This is a genomic window from Pigmentiphaga sp. H8 (genome assembly GCF_003854895.1).
Taxonomy (GTDB): domain Bacteria; phylum Pseudomonadota; class Gammaproteobacteria; order Burkholderiales; family Burkholderiaceae_B; genus Pigmentiphaga.
On record NZ_CP033966.1, the window covers coordinates 4,454,263 to 4,470,696 of the forward strand.

General features: G+C 68.2%; 12 protein-coding genes. 6 read left to right on the plus strand and 6 right to left on the minus strand.

Annotation, left to right across the window (positions count from 1 at the left end; all coding sequences use genetic code 11):
- Positions 1-94 precede the first annotated feature (94 nt).
- Positions 95-1,822: an ATP-binding protein gene (locus EGT29_RS21025; protein ID WP_161567899.1), complete on the plus strand. Its 1,728-nt coding sequence runs from the start codon at positions 95-97 to the stop codon at positions 1,820-1,822.
- A 351-nt stretch (positions 1,823-2,173) separates the two neighbouring features.
- The gene (locus EGT29_RS21030; protein WP_124690807.1) at positions 2,174-2,848 is read left to right on the plus strand and encodes an ankyrin repeat domain-containing protein; all 675 of its coding nucleotides are present in this window, start codon (positions 2,174-2,176) and stop codon (positions 2,846-2,848) included.
- 7 nt (positions 2,849-2,855) lie between these two features.
- On the opposite strand, the gene EGT29_RS21035 is transcribed toward EGT29_RS21030, so the two are convergent.
- Entirely contained in the window at positions 2,856-3,854 is a 999-nt protein-coding gene (locus EGT29_RS21035; protein WP_124690808.1) for a LysR substrate-binding domain-containing protein, read from the minus strand.
- A gap of 133 nt (positions 3,855-3,987) precedes the next feature.
- Between EGT29_RS21035 and EGT29_RS21040 the strand changes: the two genes are divergently transcribed.
- Positions 3,988-6,279, plus strand: a complete 2,292-nt coding sequence (locus EGT29_RS21040; RefSeq protein WP_124690809.1) for an NADP-dependent malic enzyme — start codon at positions 3,988-3,990, stop codon at positions 6,277-6,279.
- 24 nt (positions 6,280-6,303) lie between these two features.
- Here the strand turns inward: EGT29_RS21040 and EGT29_RS21045 are convergent, their stop codons facing one another.
- Entirely contained in the window at positions 6,304-7,518 is a 1,215-nt protein-coding gene (locus tag EGT29_RS21045; RefSeq protein WP_124690810.1) for an MFS transporter, read from the minus strand.
- A gap of 99 nt (positions 7,519-7,617) precedes the next feature.
- Here EGT29_RS21045 and EGT29_RS21050 point away from each other — a divergent pair, with 99 nt between their 5' ends.
- The 3 genes from EGT29_RS21050 (at position 7,618) to EGT29_RS21060 (ending at position 11,916) form a co-directional block, all read left to right on the plus strand.
- Positions 7,618-8,586 carry an AraC family transcriptional regulator gene (locus EGT29_RS21050; RefSeq protein WP_124690811.1) on the plus strand — a complete coding sequence of 323 codons (969 nt, stop codon included), beginning with the start codon at positions 7,618-7,620 and terminating at the stop codon, positions 8,584-8,586.
- Positions 8,587-8,819: 233 nt separating this feature from the next.
- On the plus strand, positions 8,820-11,315 hold the full coding sequence (locus tag EGT29_RS21055; RefSeq protein ID WP_124690812.1) for a penicillin acylase family protein: 2,496 nt from the start codon (positions 8,820-8,822) through the stop codon (positions 11,313-11,315).
- 220 nt (positions 11,316-11,535) lie between these two features.
- A complete protein-coding gene (locus EGT29_RS21060; protein WP_124690813.1) occupies positions 11,536-11,916 on the plus strand; it encodes a hypothetical protein in 381 nt (126 codons plus the stop codon).
- Here the strand turns inward: EGT29_RS21060 and EGT29_RS21065 are convergent.
- Genes EGT29_RS21065 through EGT29_RS21080 form a run of 4 tightly spaced genes read right to left on the minus strand, consistent with a single transcriptional unit; the run spans position 11,895 to position 16,412 of the window.
- Positions 11,895-13,499 carry an MFS transporter gene (locus EGT29_RS21065; protein WP_124690814.1) on the minus strand — a complete coding sequence of 535 codons (1,605 nt, stop codon included), beginning with the start codon at positions 13,497-13,499 and terminating at the stop codon, positions 11,895-11,897. The genes EGT29_RS21060 and EGT29_RS21065 overlap by 22 nt on opposite strands.
- A gap of 12 nt (positions 13,500-13,511) precedes the next feature.
- Positions 13,512-15,398: an amidohydrolase gene (locus EGT29_RS21070; RefSeq protein ID WP_124690815.1), complete on the minus strand. Its 1,887-nt coding sequence runs from the start codon at positions 15,396-15,398 to the stop codon at positions 13,512-13,514.
- Complete coding sequence (locus EGT29_RS21075) at positions 15,395-15,673, minus strand: XapX domain-containing protein (RefSeq protein WP_124690816.1); 279 nt, start codon at positions 15,671-15,673, stop codon at positions 15,395-15,397. Before EGT29_RS21075 ends, EGT29_RS21070 begins: the two co-directional genes overlap by 4 nt.
- 58 nt (positions 15,674-15,731) lie before the next feature.
- Positions 15,732-16,412 (minus strand): hydrolase, encoded by a 681-nt coding sequence (locus tag EGT29_RS21080; protein ID WP_124690817.1) that lies wholly within the window; start codon positions 16,410-16,412, stop codon positions 15,732-15,734.
- Between the last annotated feature and the right edge of the window lie 22 nt (positions 16,413-16,434).

The following is a 16,434-nucleotide window of genomic DNA, read 5'->3' on the forward strand; positions in this document are numbered from 1 at the left end:
GCTCTGGCTGGGCCTGGCGGACACGATCCGCGCGGAAGCCTGCCGTCCGGCGATTTCCTCCATCAGCGCCGCGCGCGCGGACCACGCCCCCGACATGCCGCCCGCCACGGGCTGGGAGACCGTCACCCTGCCCGACATCTGGTCGACGCGCTGGCCCGGGTATGACGGCACGGTCTGGTACCGCGTCGAATGGACGCACTGCCCCGGCCAGGCCGTGGCCGTCTTCCTCGAATACCTCTCGATGGCAGGCGCGGGACGTCTCAACGACGATACGCTCTGGGCGGACGCAAGCCTGGTCGAACCCCTGTCGCGCGGCTGGAACCTGCCACGCTACTCCCTGCTGCCGCCCTCGGCGCTGCGCGCCGGCACCAACACCTTGTGGTTCAGGGCAGTGGGCTACGACCGCTACAGCTCCGGGCTGGGCGGCGTACACGTCGGCCCGCCCGACGAAATCCGCCCGCTCTACGAACGGGAATGGCTGCTGCGGCGCGTCCTCCCGCAGGTCAACCTGATCATCTCCATCACGCTGGGCTGCTTCTTCCTGGTGGTCTGGCTTCTGCGGCGCAACGAGCAGGCCTATGGATGGTATGCGCTGACATCGCTGGCCTGGCTGCTGTTCGGCCTGAATTCGGCCGTCACTTCCCCCTGGCCATTCGCCACCACGCACGGCTGGTCCACGTGGATCACCCTGGTGTTCACCATCTATTGCAGCGCCTTCGCCATGTTCGCCTGGCGCTTCGGCGGCCAGCGGTTCCCGCGCCTGGAAAGGGCGCTGTGGACCCTCACGGGCGCGGTGTGCGTCGCGCTGCTGGCACTGGGGCCGGTCCAGCCCAAGATCGTGTTCTATCTGGTGGCGATGGGTTATGCCGCCGTGTTCGTCGGAACCTGCGTGCAATTCCAGCTGCACGCCTTGCGCACGCGCCGCCCCGAACACCTGTTCCTGGCGGCCTGCATGCTGAGTTTCCTGGTGGCCGTCACCCACGACATGCTGGCCTTCCTGCGCATCATCGACGACGTCCATGGCTACACCTCCGCCACCGCGCCGTTGATGATGATAGGCATGGCCCTGGTCCTGGCCTGGAGCTTCACCACCACCCTCGGACGCGTGGAAAGGTTCAACCGCGAACTGGCCGACCACGTCGACCGGGCCCGGCGGGAACTCACGCACACGCTGGGCCGGCAGCACGAGCTGGAAGTGGCCAATGCCCGGCTGAGCGAGCGGCTGCAGATCTCCCACGACCTGCATGACGGCCTGGGCAGCTCGCTGGTGCGATCCATCGTCATGGCGGAAACAGGCAACGCCACGCTGCCGCCGCAGCACTACGTGTCCATCCTGAAAAGCCTGCGGGACGACCTGCGGCAGATCCTGGACCAGAGCTTCGCGGCCACTCCCGCGGCCGTGGCCTCGCCTGCGGACTGGATCGCGCCGCTGCGGCGCCGCTACGGCGAACTGTTCGACGAACAAGAGGTCCGGTGCGCCTGGCGGATCGCCGGGAACTGGCCCGCGGAGCCGGACCCGGCCCGCCTGCTCGCCCTGACCCGCTTTCTTGAAGAAGCCTTGACCAACGTGATCAAGCACAGCCGCGCGAGCGCGATCACCGTGACCCTGGGCGATGCCGGCCACGGAGTATTGGCGCTGAGCGTCGAGGACGACGGCGCGGGATTCGACGTCGGGCTGGCCGACCACCCCATGGCGGGCATCGGGCTGCGCAGCATGCGGGCCCGCATCGCCCGCATAGGCGGACGACTGGAGATCGAGTCGGACGCGGGCGGCACGCGCCTGCGCGTCCACCTGCCCCCGATTACCCATTTCTCGGGATAGCCGCCGGACTCGCCCCATCCTCTAATTGCTGTCCCGGCACGTGGCCGGGACAGTCCTGAGGATTCCCATGCTTTTTCGTCCTTGCCCGTGCCAAGCACGCAAATCGCGCCTGCCCCGGGGCTTCTGGCTGCGGCTCGTCCCGGGGCGACGGCTTTTCCGGTGCCACGGCTGCCAGGCGACGCTATTCGTCCACCCCCTGCGATTGGTGGCCGTGGACAACCCGGCCGCGCACCGCACCTGACCCTGCCGGATTCATAGCTTTTTCCACTGCGGCCCATTCATATATACGATTTTCCAATCCGCCACGGCGCTCTTAACATCACGTCTCCGTTCATCCAAGGAGACTCGTGCATGCTGTGGAAGCGCCTATCCATCCACCTCGGGGTCGCAGCGACCCTGCTCGCCTCGCTGTCGGCGCCCGTGAACGGCGCCAGCCTGGACGGCCAGTTGCGCGCCGCCGCCGAACGGGGCACGGCCGCCGACGTCCGCACCCTGATCGGCCAGGGGGCGGACATCGAAGCGCGCGATGCCGCGGGCGCCACTCCCCTGCTGGCCGCCACCCACCGCAACAACGTGGAAGCGGCCCGGGCCCTGATCGACGCGGGCGCCGACGTCAACGCCAAGGACAGGATCAACGACAGCCCCTACCTGTATGCGGGCGCGCGGGGGCACGACGAAATCCTCCGGATGACGCTGGCGCATGGGGCGGACCTGAAAAGCACCAACCGCTACGGCGGCACGGCGCTGATCCCGGCCGCCGAACGCGGCCACGTCGAGACGGTCCGCATGCTGATCAAGGCGGGCGTGGACGTGAACCACGTCAACAATCTGCACTGGACCGCGCTGCTCGAAGCCATCATCCTGGGCACGGGCGGCGCCCGCCACACGGACATCGTCCGCCTGCTGGTCGATGCGCATGCCGATGTGAACCTGGCCGACGGCAACGGCGTCACCCCGCTGCGGCATGCCCGCCAACGCGGTTTCACCGCCATCGAGCGCATCCTGCTCCAAGCCGGCGCGCGCTAGCCGCTCGTCAGAACTCGGTCTGCCGCCCCGGATCCGGGGCGTCCCGCCGCATGCCGCCGCAAGCCTGGCGCACGGCCTCCAGGAAACGCCGGTGCGATTCGTTCTCGCCGCTGTCCTCGCGCACGATGGCCGCGATCGGCGGCAGGCTCCAGGCGATGGAATACGGGACGATGGCCACGCCCGCCACGTGCACCAGTTCTTCGGCAATGTCGGCGGGCAGCAGCGAGACCGCGCGCTCGGACGCGGCGATGATCTCGCCGATGAGCTTGGCGGAGTAGCCTTCGGTGACGGGCACGGGCGGCGTGACGCCCGCCCCGATGAACAGGCCGGCGACCTGCTCGCGCAGCGCGGTGTGGGGTTCGCCCAGGACCCAGTCGAGTTCGGCCAGGCGGTGCCATGAAAGCGGCGCGCGCCCCAGTTGCGCCGCCAGGCGCCGGTTGCTGATCAGCCGGGCCTGCTGGCGGTACAACGGCTCGAACGCCAGCCCCTGCAAATCCAGCATGGGACTTGCCCGCGCGATGACCACGTCCAGCGCGTGATCGCGCAGCGCGCGCAACAGGCTCTCGCTGGTGCCGTCGTGGATGCGCACGGCCAGCCGCCGGGGCTCCGCCTGCACGGCGGAGACGACCTCGGCCACCAGCCGCCCGGACACGAAGGGCGTCACCCCCACGTGCAAGCGCGCGGCCAGGCCCGCGCTGGAAGCCTCCATATCGCGGACCAGATGCCCCAGGTCCTGCAGCATGGCCCGCGCCCGGCCCGCCACGATCCGCCCGATGTCGGTGGGCGCCATGCCGCGCGCCGTGCGGACGAACAGCGGCGCGCCGAACATGGCTTCCAGTTCCGACAAGGCATTGGTCACCGCCGGCTGGCTGGTGGCCATCAGTTCGGCCACCCGTGTCAGGGAGCCGAGCCGGTGGACCTGCACGATCAGTTGCAGATGGCGCATCTTCAGCCGGGAAACCAACCGGCGGACGACGTCATCAGAGGGAAAACCGGAATCTGGCATGCCTGGAATCGCCAAGATATCAGCTAAATATTATGGATACATCGTCAATCAGAATATTTCAATGATAACCGCTGCCTAGAATGGCTGGATCTTGATGCAACCCTATGCCCCAGAGGCACGGAAGGACAGGAAGATGAGCACCACGATTCGCCAGGCCGCCCTCGACTACCATGAATTCCCCGTTCCGGGAAAAGTGTCGATCTACCCGACCAAGCCGCTGGTCACGCAGCGCGACCTCGCCCTGGCCTACACGCCGGGCGTCGCCGCCGCTTGCGAGGAAATCGTCGCCGACCCCGCCAATGCCTTCCGCTACACCGCCCGCGGCAACCTGGTGGGCGTGATCTCCAACGGCACCGCGGTGCTGGGCCTGGGCAACATCGGCCCGCTGGCTTCCAAGCCGGTCATGGAAGGCAAGGCCGTGCTGTTCAAGAAATTCGCCGGCATCGACGTATTCGACATCGAGATCGACGAGACCGACCCGGACAAGCTGGTGGACATCATCGCCTCGCTGGGCCCGACCTTCGGCGGGATCAATCTCGAGGACATCAAGGCGCCCGAGTGCTTCGCCGTCGAGCGCAAGCTGCGCGAGCGCATGACGATCCCCGTCTTCCACGACGACCAGCACGGCACCGCCATCACGGTCAGCGCCGCGTTCATCAACGGCCTGAAGGTGGTCGGCAAGGACATCGGACAGGTCAAGGTCGTGACCTCAGGCGCGGGCGCCGCGGCCCTGGCCTGCCTGGAATTGATGATGGACCTGGGCCTGCCGCGCGAGAACATCTGGGTCACCGACATCGAAGGCGTGGTGTACGAGGGACGCACGGTGCTGATGGACGAACAGAAGGCGTCCTTCGCGCAGCCGACCGACGCCCGCACGCTGGCCGAGGTCATCGCCGGCGCGGACGTGTTCCTGGGGCTGTCGGCCGGCGGCGTGCTCAAGCCCGGCATGGTGGCGGCCATGGCCGCCCGGCCGCTGATCCTGGCGCTGGCCAACCCCACGCCCGAGATTCTTCCCGACGCCGCCCACGCCGTGCGCGACGACGTGGTCATGGCCACGGGGCGCTCGGATTTTCCCAACCAGGTCAACAACGTGCTGTGCTTTCCCTACATCTTCCGGGGCGCGCTGGACGTAGGCGCCTCCACGATCACGCGCGAAATGGAGAAAGCCGCGGTCCACGCCATCGCCGCCCTGGCCGAGGAAGAACAGAACGAGGTGGTGGCCGCCGCGTACGGCACCTATGACCTGCGCTTCGGCCCCGACTACCTGATCCCCAAGCCCTTCGATCCGCGCCTGATCGTGCGCATCGCACCCGCCGTGGCCGCCGCCGCGATGGCGAGCGGCGTGGCGACCCGCCCGCTGGCGGACCTGGACGCGTATGCCGAGCAGTTGCAGCAGTTCGTCTACCGCTCAGGCGCCTTCATGAAGCCGCTGTTTGCCAACGCCAAGCGTTTCGTGCGCGACGGCGGCAAGGCCCGCATCGTGTTCACCGAGGGCGAGGACGAGCGCGTGCTGCGGGCCGTGCAGGTGATCGTGGACGAAGGGCTGGCCAAGCCCATCCTGGTCGGCCGCCCCGCCGTGCTGCTCGCGCGCATCGAGAAATTCGGGCTGCGTCTGCGCCTGGGCCAGGACGTCGAGGTGACCAATCCCGAGTTCGACGAACGCTTTCACCAGTACTGGACGACGTACTGGGAAAAGATGTGCCGCCGCGGCATCACCAAGGAGATGGCGCGCGTGGAGATGCGCCGCCGCATGACCCTGATCGGCGCCATGATGGTTCACCTGGGCGACGCCGACGGCATGATCTGCGGCACCGTGGGCGCCTACCACGACCACCTGCGTTTCGTCGACGAGGTCATCGGCCGGCGGCCCGGACACGGCGTCTACGCCGCGATGAACATCCTGCTGCTGAACGAACGGACCATCGCGCTGGTGGACACGCACGTCAACGACGACCCCAGCGCCGAGCAGATCGCCGAATACACGCAGGCGGCGGCCGAGGCCATGCGCCGGCTGGACCTGGCACCCAAGACCGCGCTGCTGTCGCGCTCGAACTTCGGCTCGGGCAGTTCCGCCTCGGGCGGCAAGATGCGCCGCGCGCTGGAACTGCTGCGCGAACAGGCGCCGGACCTGGAGGTCGACGGCGAAATGCACGGCGACTGCGCGCTGGACGAGGCCCTGCGGCTGCGCATTCTGCCGTCCTCCACGCTGAAGGGCGAAGCCAACCTGCTGGTCTGCCCCAACGTGGACGCGGGCAACATCGCCTACAACCTGCTCAAGACCGCCGCTGGCGGCAACGTGGCGGTGGGGCCCTTCCTGCTGGGCGTGAACGCGCCGGTGCACATCCTGACGTCCAGCGCGACGGTCCGCCGCATCATCAACATGACCGCCCTCGCGGTGCTGGGCGCCAACGCCGGCCTGGGCTAGCGTACCGGCCGCGGGCCTGGCGCCTTATCGGGCCAGGGGCGCGGCGGCCAGTACCGGCCGCCGCCAGAACCCCCTGAACACCACCAGCGCCGCCCCCAGCAGCAGCATCGCGCTGGCCGCGAAGACGCCGTGCGCGCCTCCCGCGTCGAACACCACGCCGCCTGCGGCCGCGCCTACGGTGATGGCCAGTTGCACGGCCGCCACGATCAGCCCGCCGCCGCTCTCGGCCTCGTCGGGCACGACCCGCGTCAACCAGGTGGACCAGGCCACCGGTACCGCGCCGAAGGCCATGCCCCACAGCGCGACCAGCACGGCCGCGATCCAGGGCAGCGTCCCCGTGGCGGCCAGAACCAGGCCGATGCCGCCCATCGCCAGCGGCATCAGCAGCAGCGTCATGCGCAGGCTGCGCTGCAGCAGCAGGCCCGACAGCGACGTGCCGACGAAATTGGCCACGCCGAATCCCAGCAGCATGGCCGACAGGCCGTTGACGTCCACGCCGGGCACGCTTTCCAGGAACGGCCGCAGATAGGTGAAGAAGGCGAAGTGCCCGGTGAAAACCATGATACAGGCCCCCATGCCCAGCGCCACGCCCGGCCGCCGCAACACATCGACCAGCGTGCCCAGGCGCGTGGTGCCCGAGGGCGCCATGCGCGGCAAGGTCAGGGCCTGCCATATCAACGCCACCACGCCCAGCGACGTGGCCAGCAGGAAGACGTTGCGCCATCCGAGCAGATGGCCGAAATAGCTGCCCAGCGGCGCCGCCGCGATCGTCGCGACCGACACGCCGCCGAAGATCAGGGACAACGCACGCGGCACCATGGCCTCGGGCACGAGCCGCATCGCCGTCGCGGCCGACATCGTCCAGAACCCGCCGATGGCGATGCCCAGCAGCACCCGTCCCAACAGGATGACAGCCAGGCTGGGCGCGAAGGCGACCAGCAGGTTCGAGGCGATCAGCAGGACGGAAAACGCCATCAACACCCACCTGCGGTCGATGCCGCGCGTCGCCGCCGCGATCAGGAGGCTGGCAACCAGCGCGACCGCCGAGGTCGCCGTCACCGTCTGCCCCGCCAGACCCTCGGTCACCCCCAGGCTGGCGGCCATCGGCGTCAGCAGGCTGGCGGGCAGGAACTCGGCCGTGACCAGGCCGAACACGCCCAGCGCCAACCCGAATACCGCGCCCCAGGCGGGCCGGTCCGGCGCGGCGGCCAGGCGGCCGGGAGAAATGCATTCACTCATGACGACTTCCAGGATTGCCGAAAACCGCAGCGTATCGGCCGCACGCCAGGACTGTCTATGACGTAGAATCCTGTTTTATTGATCTATCGTCCGGAAATCATGGACACGCCCGACCTGCAACCCGTCCCCGACTTCGATCCCGCCAGTGAGCTGCTGCTCGGCATGCGGCTGGTTGGCGTCCAGTACCGGCGGATCGAACTCGCGCCCCCCTGCGGCGTGCGTTTCGGCCAGGCGCCGGGGCGCGCGCAGTTCCACTTCGTCGGCCGCGGCCCGCTGCTGCTGCGCACCGCGAGCCGGGCGCTGCACCGGCTCGACACAGGTGATGCCGTGCTGCTGCCGCATGGCGGGATGCACGAACTGCTGTCCTCGCCCGAGACGCCCAGCCGGGACATCGCCGCCTTCGAGTCGGTCGACATCTGCGAGCAGGTCTGCGCGGTCAAGCCGGTCGCCTGCCCGGCCGGCGGTCCGCTGGTCTTCAGCGGCTGCATGGAGTTCCATCTGGGCGGCATGCAGATGCTCGTGGCCTCGATGCCCGAAGTCATGCTGGTTGGCACCCTGCTCGACCGTTACCCCGAAATCCGGCCCATGCTCGATGCCATGGAGCGCGAGGCGCGGACACGGCGCGCCGGTTTCGCCGGCATCCTCGCGCGGCTGGCGGACGTGGTGTCCGCCTTCATCGTGCGCGGCTGGGTCGAGTGCGGATGCGGCGATGCCACGGGCTGGGTGCAGGCGCTGCGCGACCCCCGCCTGGGCAAGGTCATCGTCGCGCTGCACCGCGATCCGGGCCGCCCCTGGACGGTCGCGGAGCTGGCGGCGCAGATGGGCAGCTCCCGCTCGGTCTTTGCCGAACGCTTCCTGGCCGTGACCGGCATGACGCCGCTGCGCTACCTGACCGAACTGCGCATGCAGCTTGCCGTGCAATGGATAGAACGGGAACGCCAGCCCCTCGAAACGGTGGCCTACCGCCTGGGCTACGGTTCGCTGGCCGCCTTCAGCCGGGCCTTCAAGCGCGTGGTCGGGCAGCCGCCCGGCGCATTACGCGGCAGGCCGCTAGCCGCCCAGGCCTAGGCAACCGGCGCCCGCCGTTCCGGCGGCCCGCCAACCCGCCGCCCCGCTTTATGCGGAATCCCGGAAAGCGGTGCCGCCCATTCCCTCCCGTCGAAAGAGAAATCCTCATTCCTATCAATGCGTTAGGCCCGGATGGCACGATCCTGCCGGCTGGGTACGTCGCCTGCTAAAGCCCCACCGTGCTCCGGCTCGCAATGCGCGGCACATATCTATCCTTTAGACAGGAGACATCGATGGACCACGCATGGAGACGAACCGCCACGGCCTGTTCGGTCAGCGCCGCGCTGCTCTTGGCCGCTTGCGGCGGAGGAGACGACGATCCGGCACCGCCGCCCGGCGGCGGCAACACGCTTCCCGGCCTGAAGGAAAGCGTCGAGATCATCCGCGACAAATACGGCGTATCGCACATCTACGCCAAGAACCAGGAAGACATGTTCTACGCGCAGGGCTACAACGCCGCGCGCGACCGGCTGTGGCAACTGGACCAATGGCGCCGCCAGGGCGAAGGCAGGATGGCCGAACAGTTCGGGCCGCGCTTCGTCGAAGCCGACCGGGCGGCCCGGATGTTCCTGTACCGGGGCGACCTGGAAAAGGAATACGCCAGCTACCATCCGCAAAGCCAGGCCATCATTTCCGCTTTCGTGGCCGGCATCAACGCCTACATCGACCAGGTGAAGGCCGATCCGTCCAGGCTACCCCTGGAATTCCGGCTCACAGGCACGGAACCCGGCCACTGGCGTCCGGAAACGGTGCTGGTGCGCAAGTACGGCATCACCCGCAACATCGGTTCCGAAGTCGCTCTCGCGCGCGACGTCACGGCGATGGGCGCGAAGAAGGTGCAGGAACTCAGCCTGTTCGAACCGCCCATCGACCTGCAGGTGCCCGGCGGCGTGGACCTGTCGCAGATCGATGGCTCGATCATGAACGCCTACAACCTCGGCCATGCCGCCGCGCGCTTCCAGGCCAGCGACTTCCCCGGCAGTCCGTTGGGCGCGAAGGCCCGCGACACGCTGGCCAAGGCCTTGTCGGGTCCCGACGAGCCCGCCGCCGCCAGCAGCGCGGCCGAGGGCATGGCCCGCGCCAACACGCGCCGCATCGCCCGCTACGAGAGCAACAACTGGACGATCTCGGGCGCGCGCACCGCATCGGGCAGACCCATCCTGTCCAACGATCCGCACCGGGCCCTGTCCATGCCTTCGCTGCGCTACATGGTGCACCTGAACTCGCCCGGCTGGAACGTCATCGGCGCGGGCGAGCCGGCGCTGCCCGGCGTATCCATCGGACACAACGACCGCGTCGCCTTCGGCCTGACCATCTTCTCGTTCGGCGACGAGGAGGACCTGTACGTCTACGAGACCAATCCCGCCAACCGCGACGAATACCGCTACCAGGGCAAGTGGGAAAAGATGCGCCGGATCGAGGAAACGATCAAGGTGCGGGGCCAGGCCGACGTGAAGGCGACGATCAAATTCACCCGCCACGGCCCCGTGCTGCACGAGGACGCCGCCCGGGGCAAGGCCTACGCCGTGCGCGCCGCCTACCTGGAGTTTCCCGGCACCGCCGCCTACCTGGCCAGCCTGCGCCTGAACCAGGCGCGGAACTGGGACGAGTTCACCGCCGGCATGGCTCGCCACTACACCCCCGGCGAGAACATGGTGTATGCCGACGTGAACGGCAACATCGGCTGGTTCGGCGGCGCGCTCGCCCCCATCCGGCCCAAGGCCGGATGGTCGGGCCTGCTACCGGTCCCGGGCGACGGCACCTACGAATGGGACGGCATCCTGCCGGGCACCTCGCTGCCGCGCGTGCTGAATCCGGCCAAGGGGTTCTACGCCACGGCCAACGAGTACAACGTGCCGGACGACTATGCGCGCAAGGACATGTCGGCACGCGAATGGTCGGACCCGAATCGGGTGCAGCGCATCGGCGAGGTCCTGGGCAGCGCGCGCGGCCTGACCGTACAGGACACGGCCAAGCTGCAGTACGACGATCTGTCCATCCCCGCGCGCGAGCTGATGGGCCTGGCATCGGGCCTGTCCTCGCCCGATGCCGAGGTCGCCGACGCGCTGCAACGGCTCAAGGCCTGGAACCACCGCATGTCCGCCGACTCGGTGGCCGCCACCATCTATGAGTTCTGGCAGTACGTCATCGTCGCCAAGGTCTCGGACCTGTACGTGCCGGCCGCCAGCCGCGACACGTTCGGCGACCTGGACAAGCGGCTGGTGATGAACAAGCTCAAGGAACCCGACGCGACCTTCGGTGCTGAACCCGTCCAGGGCCGCGACGCGCTGCTGGTCGATGCGCTGAAGGCGGGGCTCGCCAACCTGAAGGAGGTGCTGGGCAACGATCCCGCCAAGTGGAAATGGGGGGACCTGTTCCACATCAAGTTCGACCACCAGCTGGCGGCGCTGCTGCCGGCCGGCCAGCGCGCCGCGCTGGGGACCGAACGCTATCCGATGAGCGGCAACATCGAGACGGTGTACCTGGGCGCCTATGGCGCCGATTTCCGCAAGATCCACGGCGCGTCCTACCGGCAGGCCATCGATGTGGGCAACTGGGACAACTCGCTGGCCATGAACGTGCCGGGCCAGTCATCCGATCCCGAAAGCCCCTACTACAAGAACCTGCTGCCGCTGTGGGTCAAGGGGGAACTCTTCCCCATGGCCTTCAGCCGGCAAAAGGTCGACAGCCTGAAGGCGGACAGCATCACGCTGCAACCGGCGCGTTGAGCGGTCCGGGGCGCGGCCGCCGCGACCGCGCCCCGATGGAACCGATGGCTAGTATCGGGAGCTTTGCCTACCCAAGCACGCGACACCTCTTTATCCTCCGAACGAGCCTGTGAAAAGCGCTCGCCAAGAGCCTGTCCGCCATCCTTCTATCCAAGACCCATGCCCGTGCGTCATCTCGGCTTAGCCGCAGAGCCCCTAGCGCTCGGCCAAGGAAGCACGCATGAAACTCAGTTCCCTTGTCTGCAAGAGCTGCGATCAGCTGTTCGATTGCCAGCCCAACTGCCCGCCGCACTCCCACCTTCGTCTCGAAGCCACGGAAGTCGCACGCACCACGCAGGATCCTTCGCAACCCCCACCCGTCTATCAGCTCCGCTATGTCTGCCTGCGATGCCAGACCCGGTGGGTCATGCGCTTCAGCCAGCTCGGCATTCCGCAAGGCTTCATGCTCTACCCCGGCGGACTGCAGACCGACTGCCCGGCCGCCGCCGAGGCCGCTCTGCAGGACAGCCAGCAAGCCGAGGCCTGGCACGCCGGCGAAGAACCCGCGACCGAGACGATCGACATCTCGGACACATACGATCAGATTGCCGTCCGGCTATGAACCGCCAATAGGTGGCGCACCGCGGGCCGCTCCGGCCCCCGGTGAAAGTGCAGCACCTCCGCCTGGATATCGGCATCGGCCTTCGAGACCCGCTTGTGCTGGCGCAGATGCTCGGCCCAGGACTCCACCTGGAACCATTCCAGCATCAGCCCCGGCTCGGCCGCGTCTTCGGTCACACCCCAGGCATAGGCCCCATCGCGGCGCCGCTCGGCCGATAGCCGCTCCAGCACGCGCAGGAAGGCCACGCGATCGGCGGGGTCGATCCGGTACTCGACCAGGATCAGCACCGGCCCCCTGTCATTCTCCACCGGTGCGGCCGTCAAGGGTTCGGGCCAGTGATTCGAGGGCACCAGGTCGGCCTCGCCCTTGGGTAGCTTGAGCACGTGGGACACCACGCCCACGATCACCAGCCCCGCGGCGCCCGCCAGCAAGGCGGCGGGCACGCCTACCCACTCGGCCACCGCGCCCCAGGCCAGGCTGCCAGCGGTCATCGCGCCATTGAACACGGTCAGGTAGACGGCCAGCGAACGACCGCGCACCCAGTTGGGCAGGATGGCCTGCGCCGTGCCGTTGAGCGTGGTCAGTGCGGTGATCCACGCCGCCCCCAGCACCAGCAGGCCCACCACCGCCAACCACTGCGGCGGCGCGAAGGACAAGCCAGCCATGACCGCCGCCGTCACCAGCGCCGCCATCAACAGCAGGCCGTCGGCATCCAGCTTGTCGCGCAGCTTGGGCATGGCCACGGCCCCGCCGATCGCGCCCATGCCCACGGCGCCCAGCAGAATGCCGTAGAACCCCGCCCCGCCCCCCAGCAGCCCGCGCGCCACCAGCGGCAGCAACGCCCAGACCGAACTGGCCAGCGCGAAGAAACAGAACGCGCGCACCAGCACGACGTGCAGTTCACGGCTGGCCCGCGCATAGCGCAATCCCGCCCGGAACGCGCCCGGGAACTGCTCCGACAGTTCGTCGTGCGGCGTGGGCGGCCGGCGCCACCACAGCAGCGCGGCGATCACGAAGGCATAGCTGATGACGTCCACGCCGTAGGTGACCGCACCGCCCAGGCTCGCCAGGATCAAGCCGCCCAGCGCGGGGCCGATGGCGCGCGCGATGTTGATGCCGAGCGAGTTCAGCGCCACGCCATTCTTGATGTCCTTCTTGTCCACCAGCTCGGGCACGATGGCCTGCCAGGTCGGCCCCATCAGCGCCGCCCCGATGCCGCCGAGGAAGGTCAGCGCGACCAGCGAACCGATGGTCTGCAAGCCCCAGGCCGTGAGCAGCATCAGGCTGATACTGACGCAGGCCAGCAGCACCTGGATCGCGATCAGGAATTTGCGCCGGTCCAGGATGTCCGACAGCACGCCGGCCGGAATGGCCAGGAGGAAGACGGGCAGCGTGGCGGCGGCCTGCACCATGGCGACCGCCGTGGGCGAGGTCGACAGGTCCGTCATCAGCCAGGAACTGGCCACGTCGCGGATGAAGCTGCCGGTGTTGCCGATGATCGTCGCGCCCCACAGCACGGCGAACAGCTTCTGCTTCAGCGGACCGAAGCCGCCCTGGGAAGTGCTCTTGACCGCTTCGCTCACGTCGCGTCCTCCTCAGACGGCCCAGCAGGAGCAGCCCAGCGCTCCGAAGAAACCCCGCGCATCGGACACCGGCAGCTTCGACGCCCAGGCCCGGGCATGCTCGTGCCCATGCAGGCCGCAGGCCTGCGCGCAGCCGCACGCGGCCACCCGGCGGTAGCCCAGCGAATGGCGGCCCGCGCCCTCGGGCTCGCCCCAGGCGCCATAGCCGCCAAACACGCGCGCGGGAGACCAGTCCGGCATCGGCGGCGGCAACGGGTTGTCGTCCAGGCCGGCAAAGCCACCCGCGCCGTAGACGATGCGCCCGCCCACCATGGTCAGCTCCGAGGTCAGGAAGGAGATCTCGTCCTCGCCGCAGGCGAAGAAATCCTTGTCGGGCACGATCAGGTCGGCCAACTGCCCAGGGGCGATACGGCCCCGCCGTCCTTCCTCGTTCGAGAACCAGGCCACCTTCTCGGTCCACATGCGCAGCGCCGTCTCGCGATCCAGGCAATTGCGCCGCGGATACAGCGACAGCCCGCCCACCGTCTTGCCGGTGATCATCCAGGCCAACGACACCCAGGGGTTGTAGGACGCCACGCGCGTGGCATCGGTGCCCGCCGACACCTTCACGCCCTTCTCCAGCATGCGGGCGATGGGCGGCGTGGCCTCGGCCGCGGCGGCGCCGTAGCGTTCGACGAAATACTCGCCCTGGTAGGCCATGCGATGCTGCACGGCAATCCCCCCGCCCAGCGCCGCGATGCGGTCGATGGACCGGTCGGAGATGGTCTCGGCATGATCGAAGAACCAGTTCAGGCCCTTCAGCGGAATGTCGCGGTCGACCTTCTCGAACACGTCCAGCGCGCGCGAAATGGTCTCGTCGTAGGTGGCATGCAGGCGCCACGGCCAGCGGTTCTGCGCCAGAATGCGCACCACTTCCTCCAGGTCGCCTTCCATCTGCGGCGGCATCTCGGGACGCGGCTGGCGAAAGTCCTCGAAATCGGCGGCCGAGAACACCAGCATCTCGCCCGCGCCGTTGTGGCGAAAGTAATCATCGCCCTGCTTGTATGTAACGCTGGAGGTCCAGTTCAGGAAATCCTCCTTCTCGTGTTTCGGCTTCTGCGTGAACAGGTTGTAGGCCAGGCGTACCGTCAGTTGGCCGTCGTCGGCCAGTTTCCGAACCACCGCGTAATCGTCGGGGTAGTTCTGGAAACCACCTCCGGCATCGATCACGCCGGTCACCCCCAGCCGGTTCAGCTCGCGCATGAAGTGCCGCGTGGAGTTGACCTGGTAGTCGAACGGCAGCGTGGGGCCCTTGGCCAGCGTGGCGTACAGGATCTGCGCGTTCGGCTTGGCCAGCAACAGCCCCGTGGGATTGCCCTGGGCGTCGCGCGTGATCTCTCCGCCCGGCGGCTCGGGCGTATCCCTGGTATAGCCTACCGCTCGCAGCGCCGCGCCGTTGAGCAGCGCGCGGTCATACAGGTGCAGCAGGAAGACCGGCGTATCGGGCGCCACCGCGTTGATCTCGGCGATGGTCGGCAGGCGTTTCTCGGCGAACTGGTGCTCGGTGAAACCGCCCACCACGCGCACCCACTGCGGGGGCGGCGTGATCGCGACCTGCCGGCGCAGCATGTCCATCGCGTCGGCCAGCGAACGCACGCCATCCCAGCGCAGCTCCATGTTGAAGTTGAGCCCGCCGCGTATCACGTGGGTGTGGTTGTCGATCAATCCGGGTAGCACGCCGCGGCCGCCCAGATCGACGATCCGGGTCGCCGGCCCCGCCAGGGCCATGATTTCCCGATCGTCGCCCACGGCCAGGAAACGCCCGTCCTTGACCGCGACGGCGCAGGCCGACGGATTGGCCCGATCCAACGTGGTGATGCGGCCATGCCGCAGGATGAGGTCGGCGGTGGATGCGCTCATGATTGCTCCTCGGTGGACCGGGTGGAAGGCGCGGCCTGGTTGCGGCCGGGCAGTTGGCCGAACACGTGCGCGACGGCCGAGGACTTGTCGCAAGCGGACATGAACGCGGACCCGGCCAGCCACTGCTTGCCGACGGGGATGACCTGTTCGCCCACCAGGATGCCCAGCAGGCCGACCAGGGCCACCAGCGGAGGCGCGGGCGAGCGGACGTTCAGCAGGCTGTAGACGATGCCGACCAAGAGGCCGGCCCCCAATGACAGTACATAGAGTTTCATCGCTGACCTCGACGATCGACTGTCGCGCGCGGCCGGGAGCCGGCACGCGCGCGGAGGTTTACCTGGCCGGGTTGGGGCCGATCCGCTCGCCGTGCTGGACGCGCTCCGCGCCATTGTGCACGTGGGTGATGGCATAGTCGATGCCCATGCCGTAGGCGCCCGAATGTTCCTTCACGATGCCGGTCACGGCGTCATAGGTTTCCTTGCGGGCCCAGTCGCGCTGCCATTCCAGCATGACCTGCTGCCAGGTCACCGGCACGGCGCCCGCCTGCACCATGCGGTCCATCGCGTACTTGTGCGCATCCAGCGACGTACCGCCCGAGGCATCCGCCACCATGTAGATCTCGTAGCCGCCCTCCTTCATCGCGCACAGCGCGAAGGTGGTGTTGCAGACCTCAGTCCAAAGCCCCGACACGACGATCTTCTTGCGCCCGTTGGCGGCCAGCGCGTCGCGCACGTTCTGGTCGTCCCACGAATTCATCGAGGTGCGTTCGAGGATCTTGTTCTGCGGGAACACCGCCAGCAGCTCGGGGTAGGTGTTGCCCGAGAAGCTGTCGGTCTCCACCGTCGTGAGGGTGGTCGGGATATCGAACACCCTGGCCGCCTTGGCCAGCGCCACGACGTTGTTCTTCAGGACCTGGCGGTCGATCGACTGCACGCCGAAAGCCATCTGCGGCTGCTGGTCGATGAAGATGATCTGGCTGTTCTGCGGGGTCAGGACGTCTAGATAATGAGACATGGCGGTTCTCCGTTGGGGAAAC

Bases quoted from the DNA above. Each gene is read 5' to 3' on its own strand.
- EGT29_RS21080 (WP_124690817.1), bottom strand. From the start codon at position 16,412: ATGTCTCATTATCTAGACGTCCTGACCCCGCAGAACAGCCAGATCATC.
- EGT29_RS21035 (WP_124690808.1), bottom strand. From the start codon at position 3,854: ATGCCAGATTCCGGTTTTCCCTCTGATGACGTCGTCCGCCGGTTGGTT.
- EGT29_RS21070 (WP_124690815.1), bottom strand. From the start codon at position 15,398: ATGAGCGCATCCACCGCCGACCTCATCCTGCGGCATGGCCGCATCACC.
- EGT29_RS21055 (WP_124690812.1), top strand. From the start codon at position 8,820: ATGGACCACGCATGGAGACGAACCGCCACGGCCTGTTCGGTCAGCGCC.
- EGT29_RS21045 (WP_124690810.1), bottom strand. From the start codon at position 7,518: ATGAGTGAATGCATTTCTCCCGGCCGCCTGGCCGCCGCGCCGGACCGG.
- EGT29_RS21030 (WP_124690807.1), top strand. From the start codon at position 2,174: ATGCTGTGGAAGCGCCTATCCATCCACCTCGGGGTCGCAGCGACCCTG.
- EGT29_RS21075 (WP_124690816.1), bottom strand. From the start codon at position 15,673: ATGAAACTCTATGTACTGTCATTGGGGGCCGGCCTCTTGGTCGGCATC.
- EGT29_RS21040 (WP_124690809.1), top strand. From the start codon at position 3,988: ATGAGCACCACGATTCGCCAGGCCGCCCTCGACTACCATGAATTCCCC.
- EGT29_RS21060 (WP_124690813.1), top strand. From the start codon at position 11,536: ATGAAACTCAGTTCCCTTGTCTGCAAGAGCTGCGATCAGCTGTTCGAT.
- EGT29_RS21025 (WP_161567899.1), top strand. From the start codon at position 95: ATGCCGCCCGCCACGGGCTGGGAGACCGTCACCCTGCCCGACATCTGG.
- EGT29_RS21050 (WP_124690811.1), top strand. From the start codon at position 7,618: ATGGACACGCCCGACCTGCAACCCGTCCCCGACTTCGATCCCGCCAGT.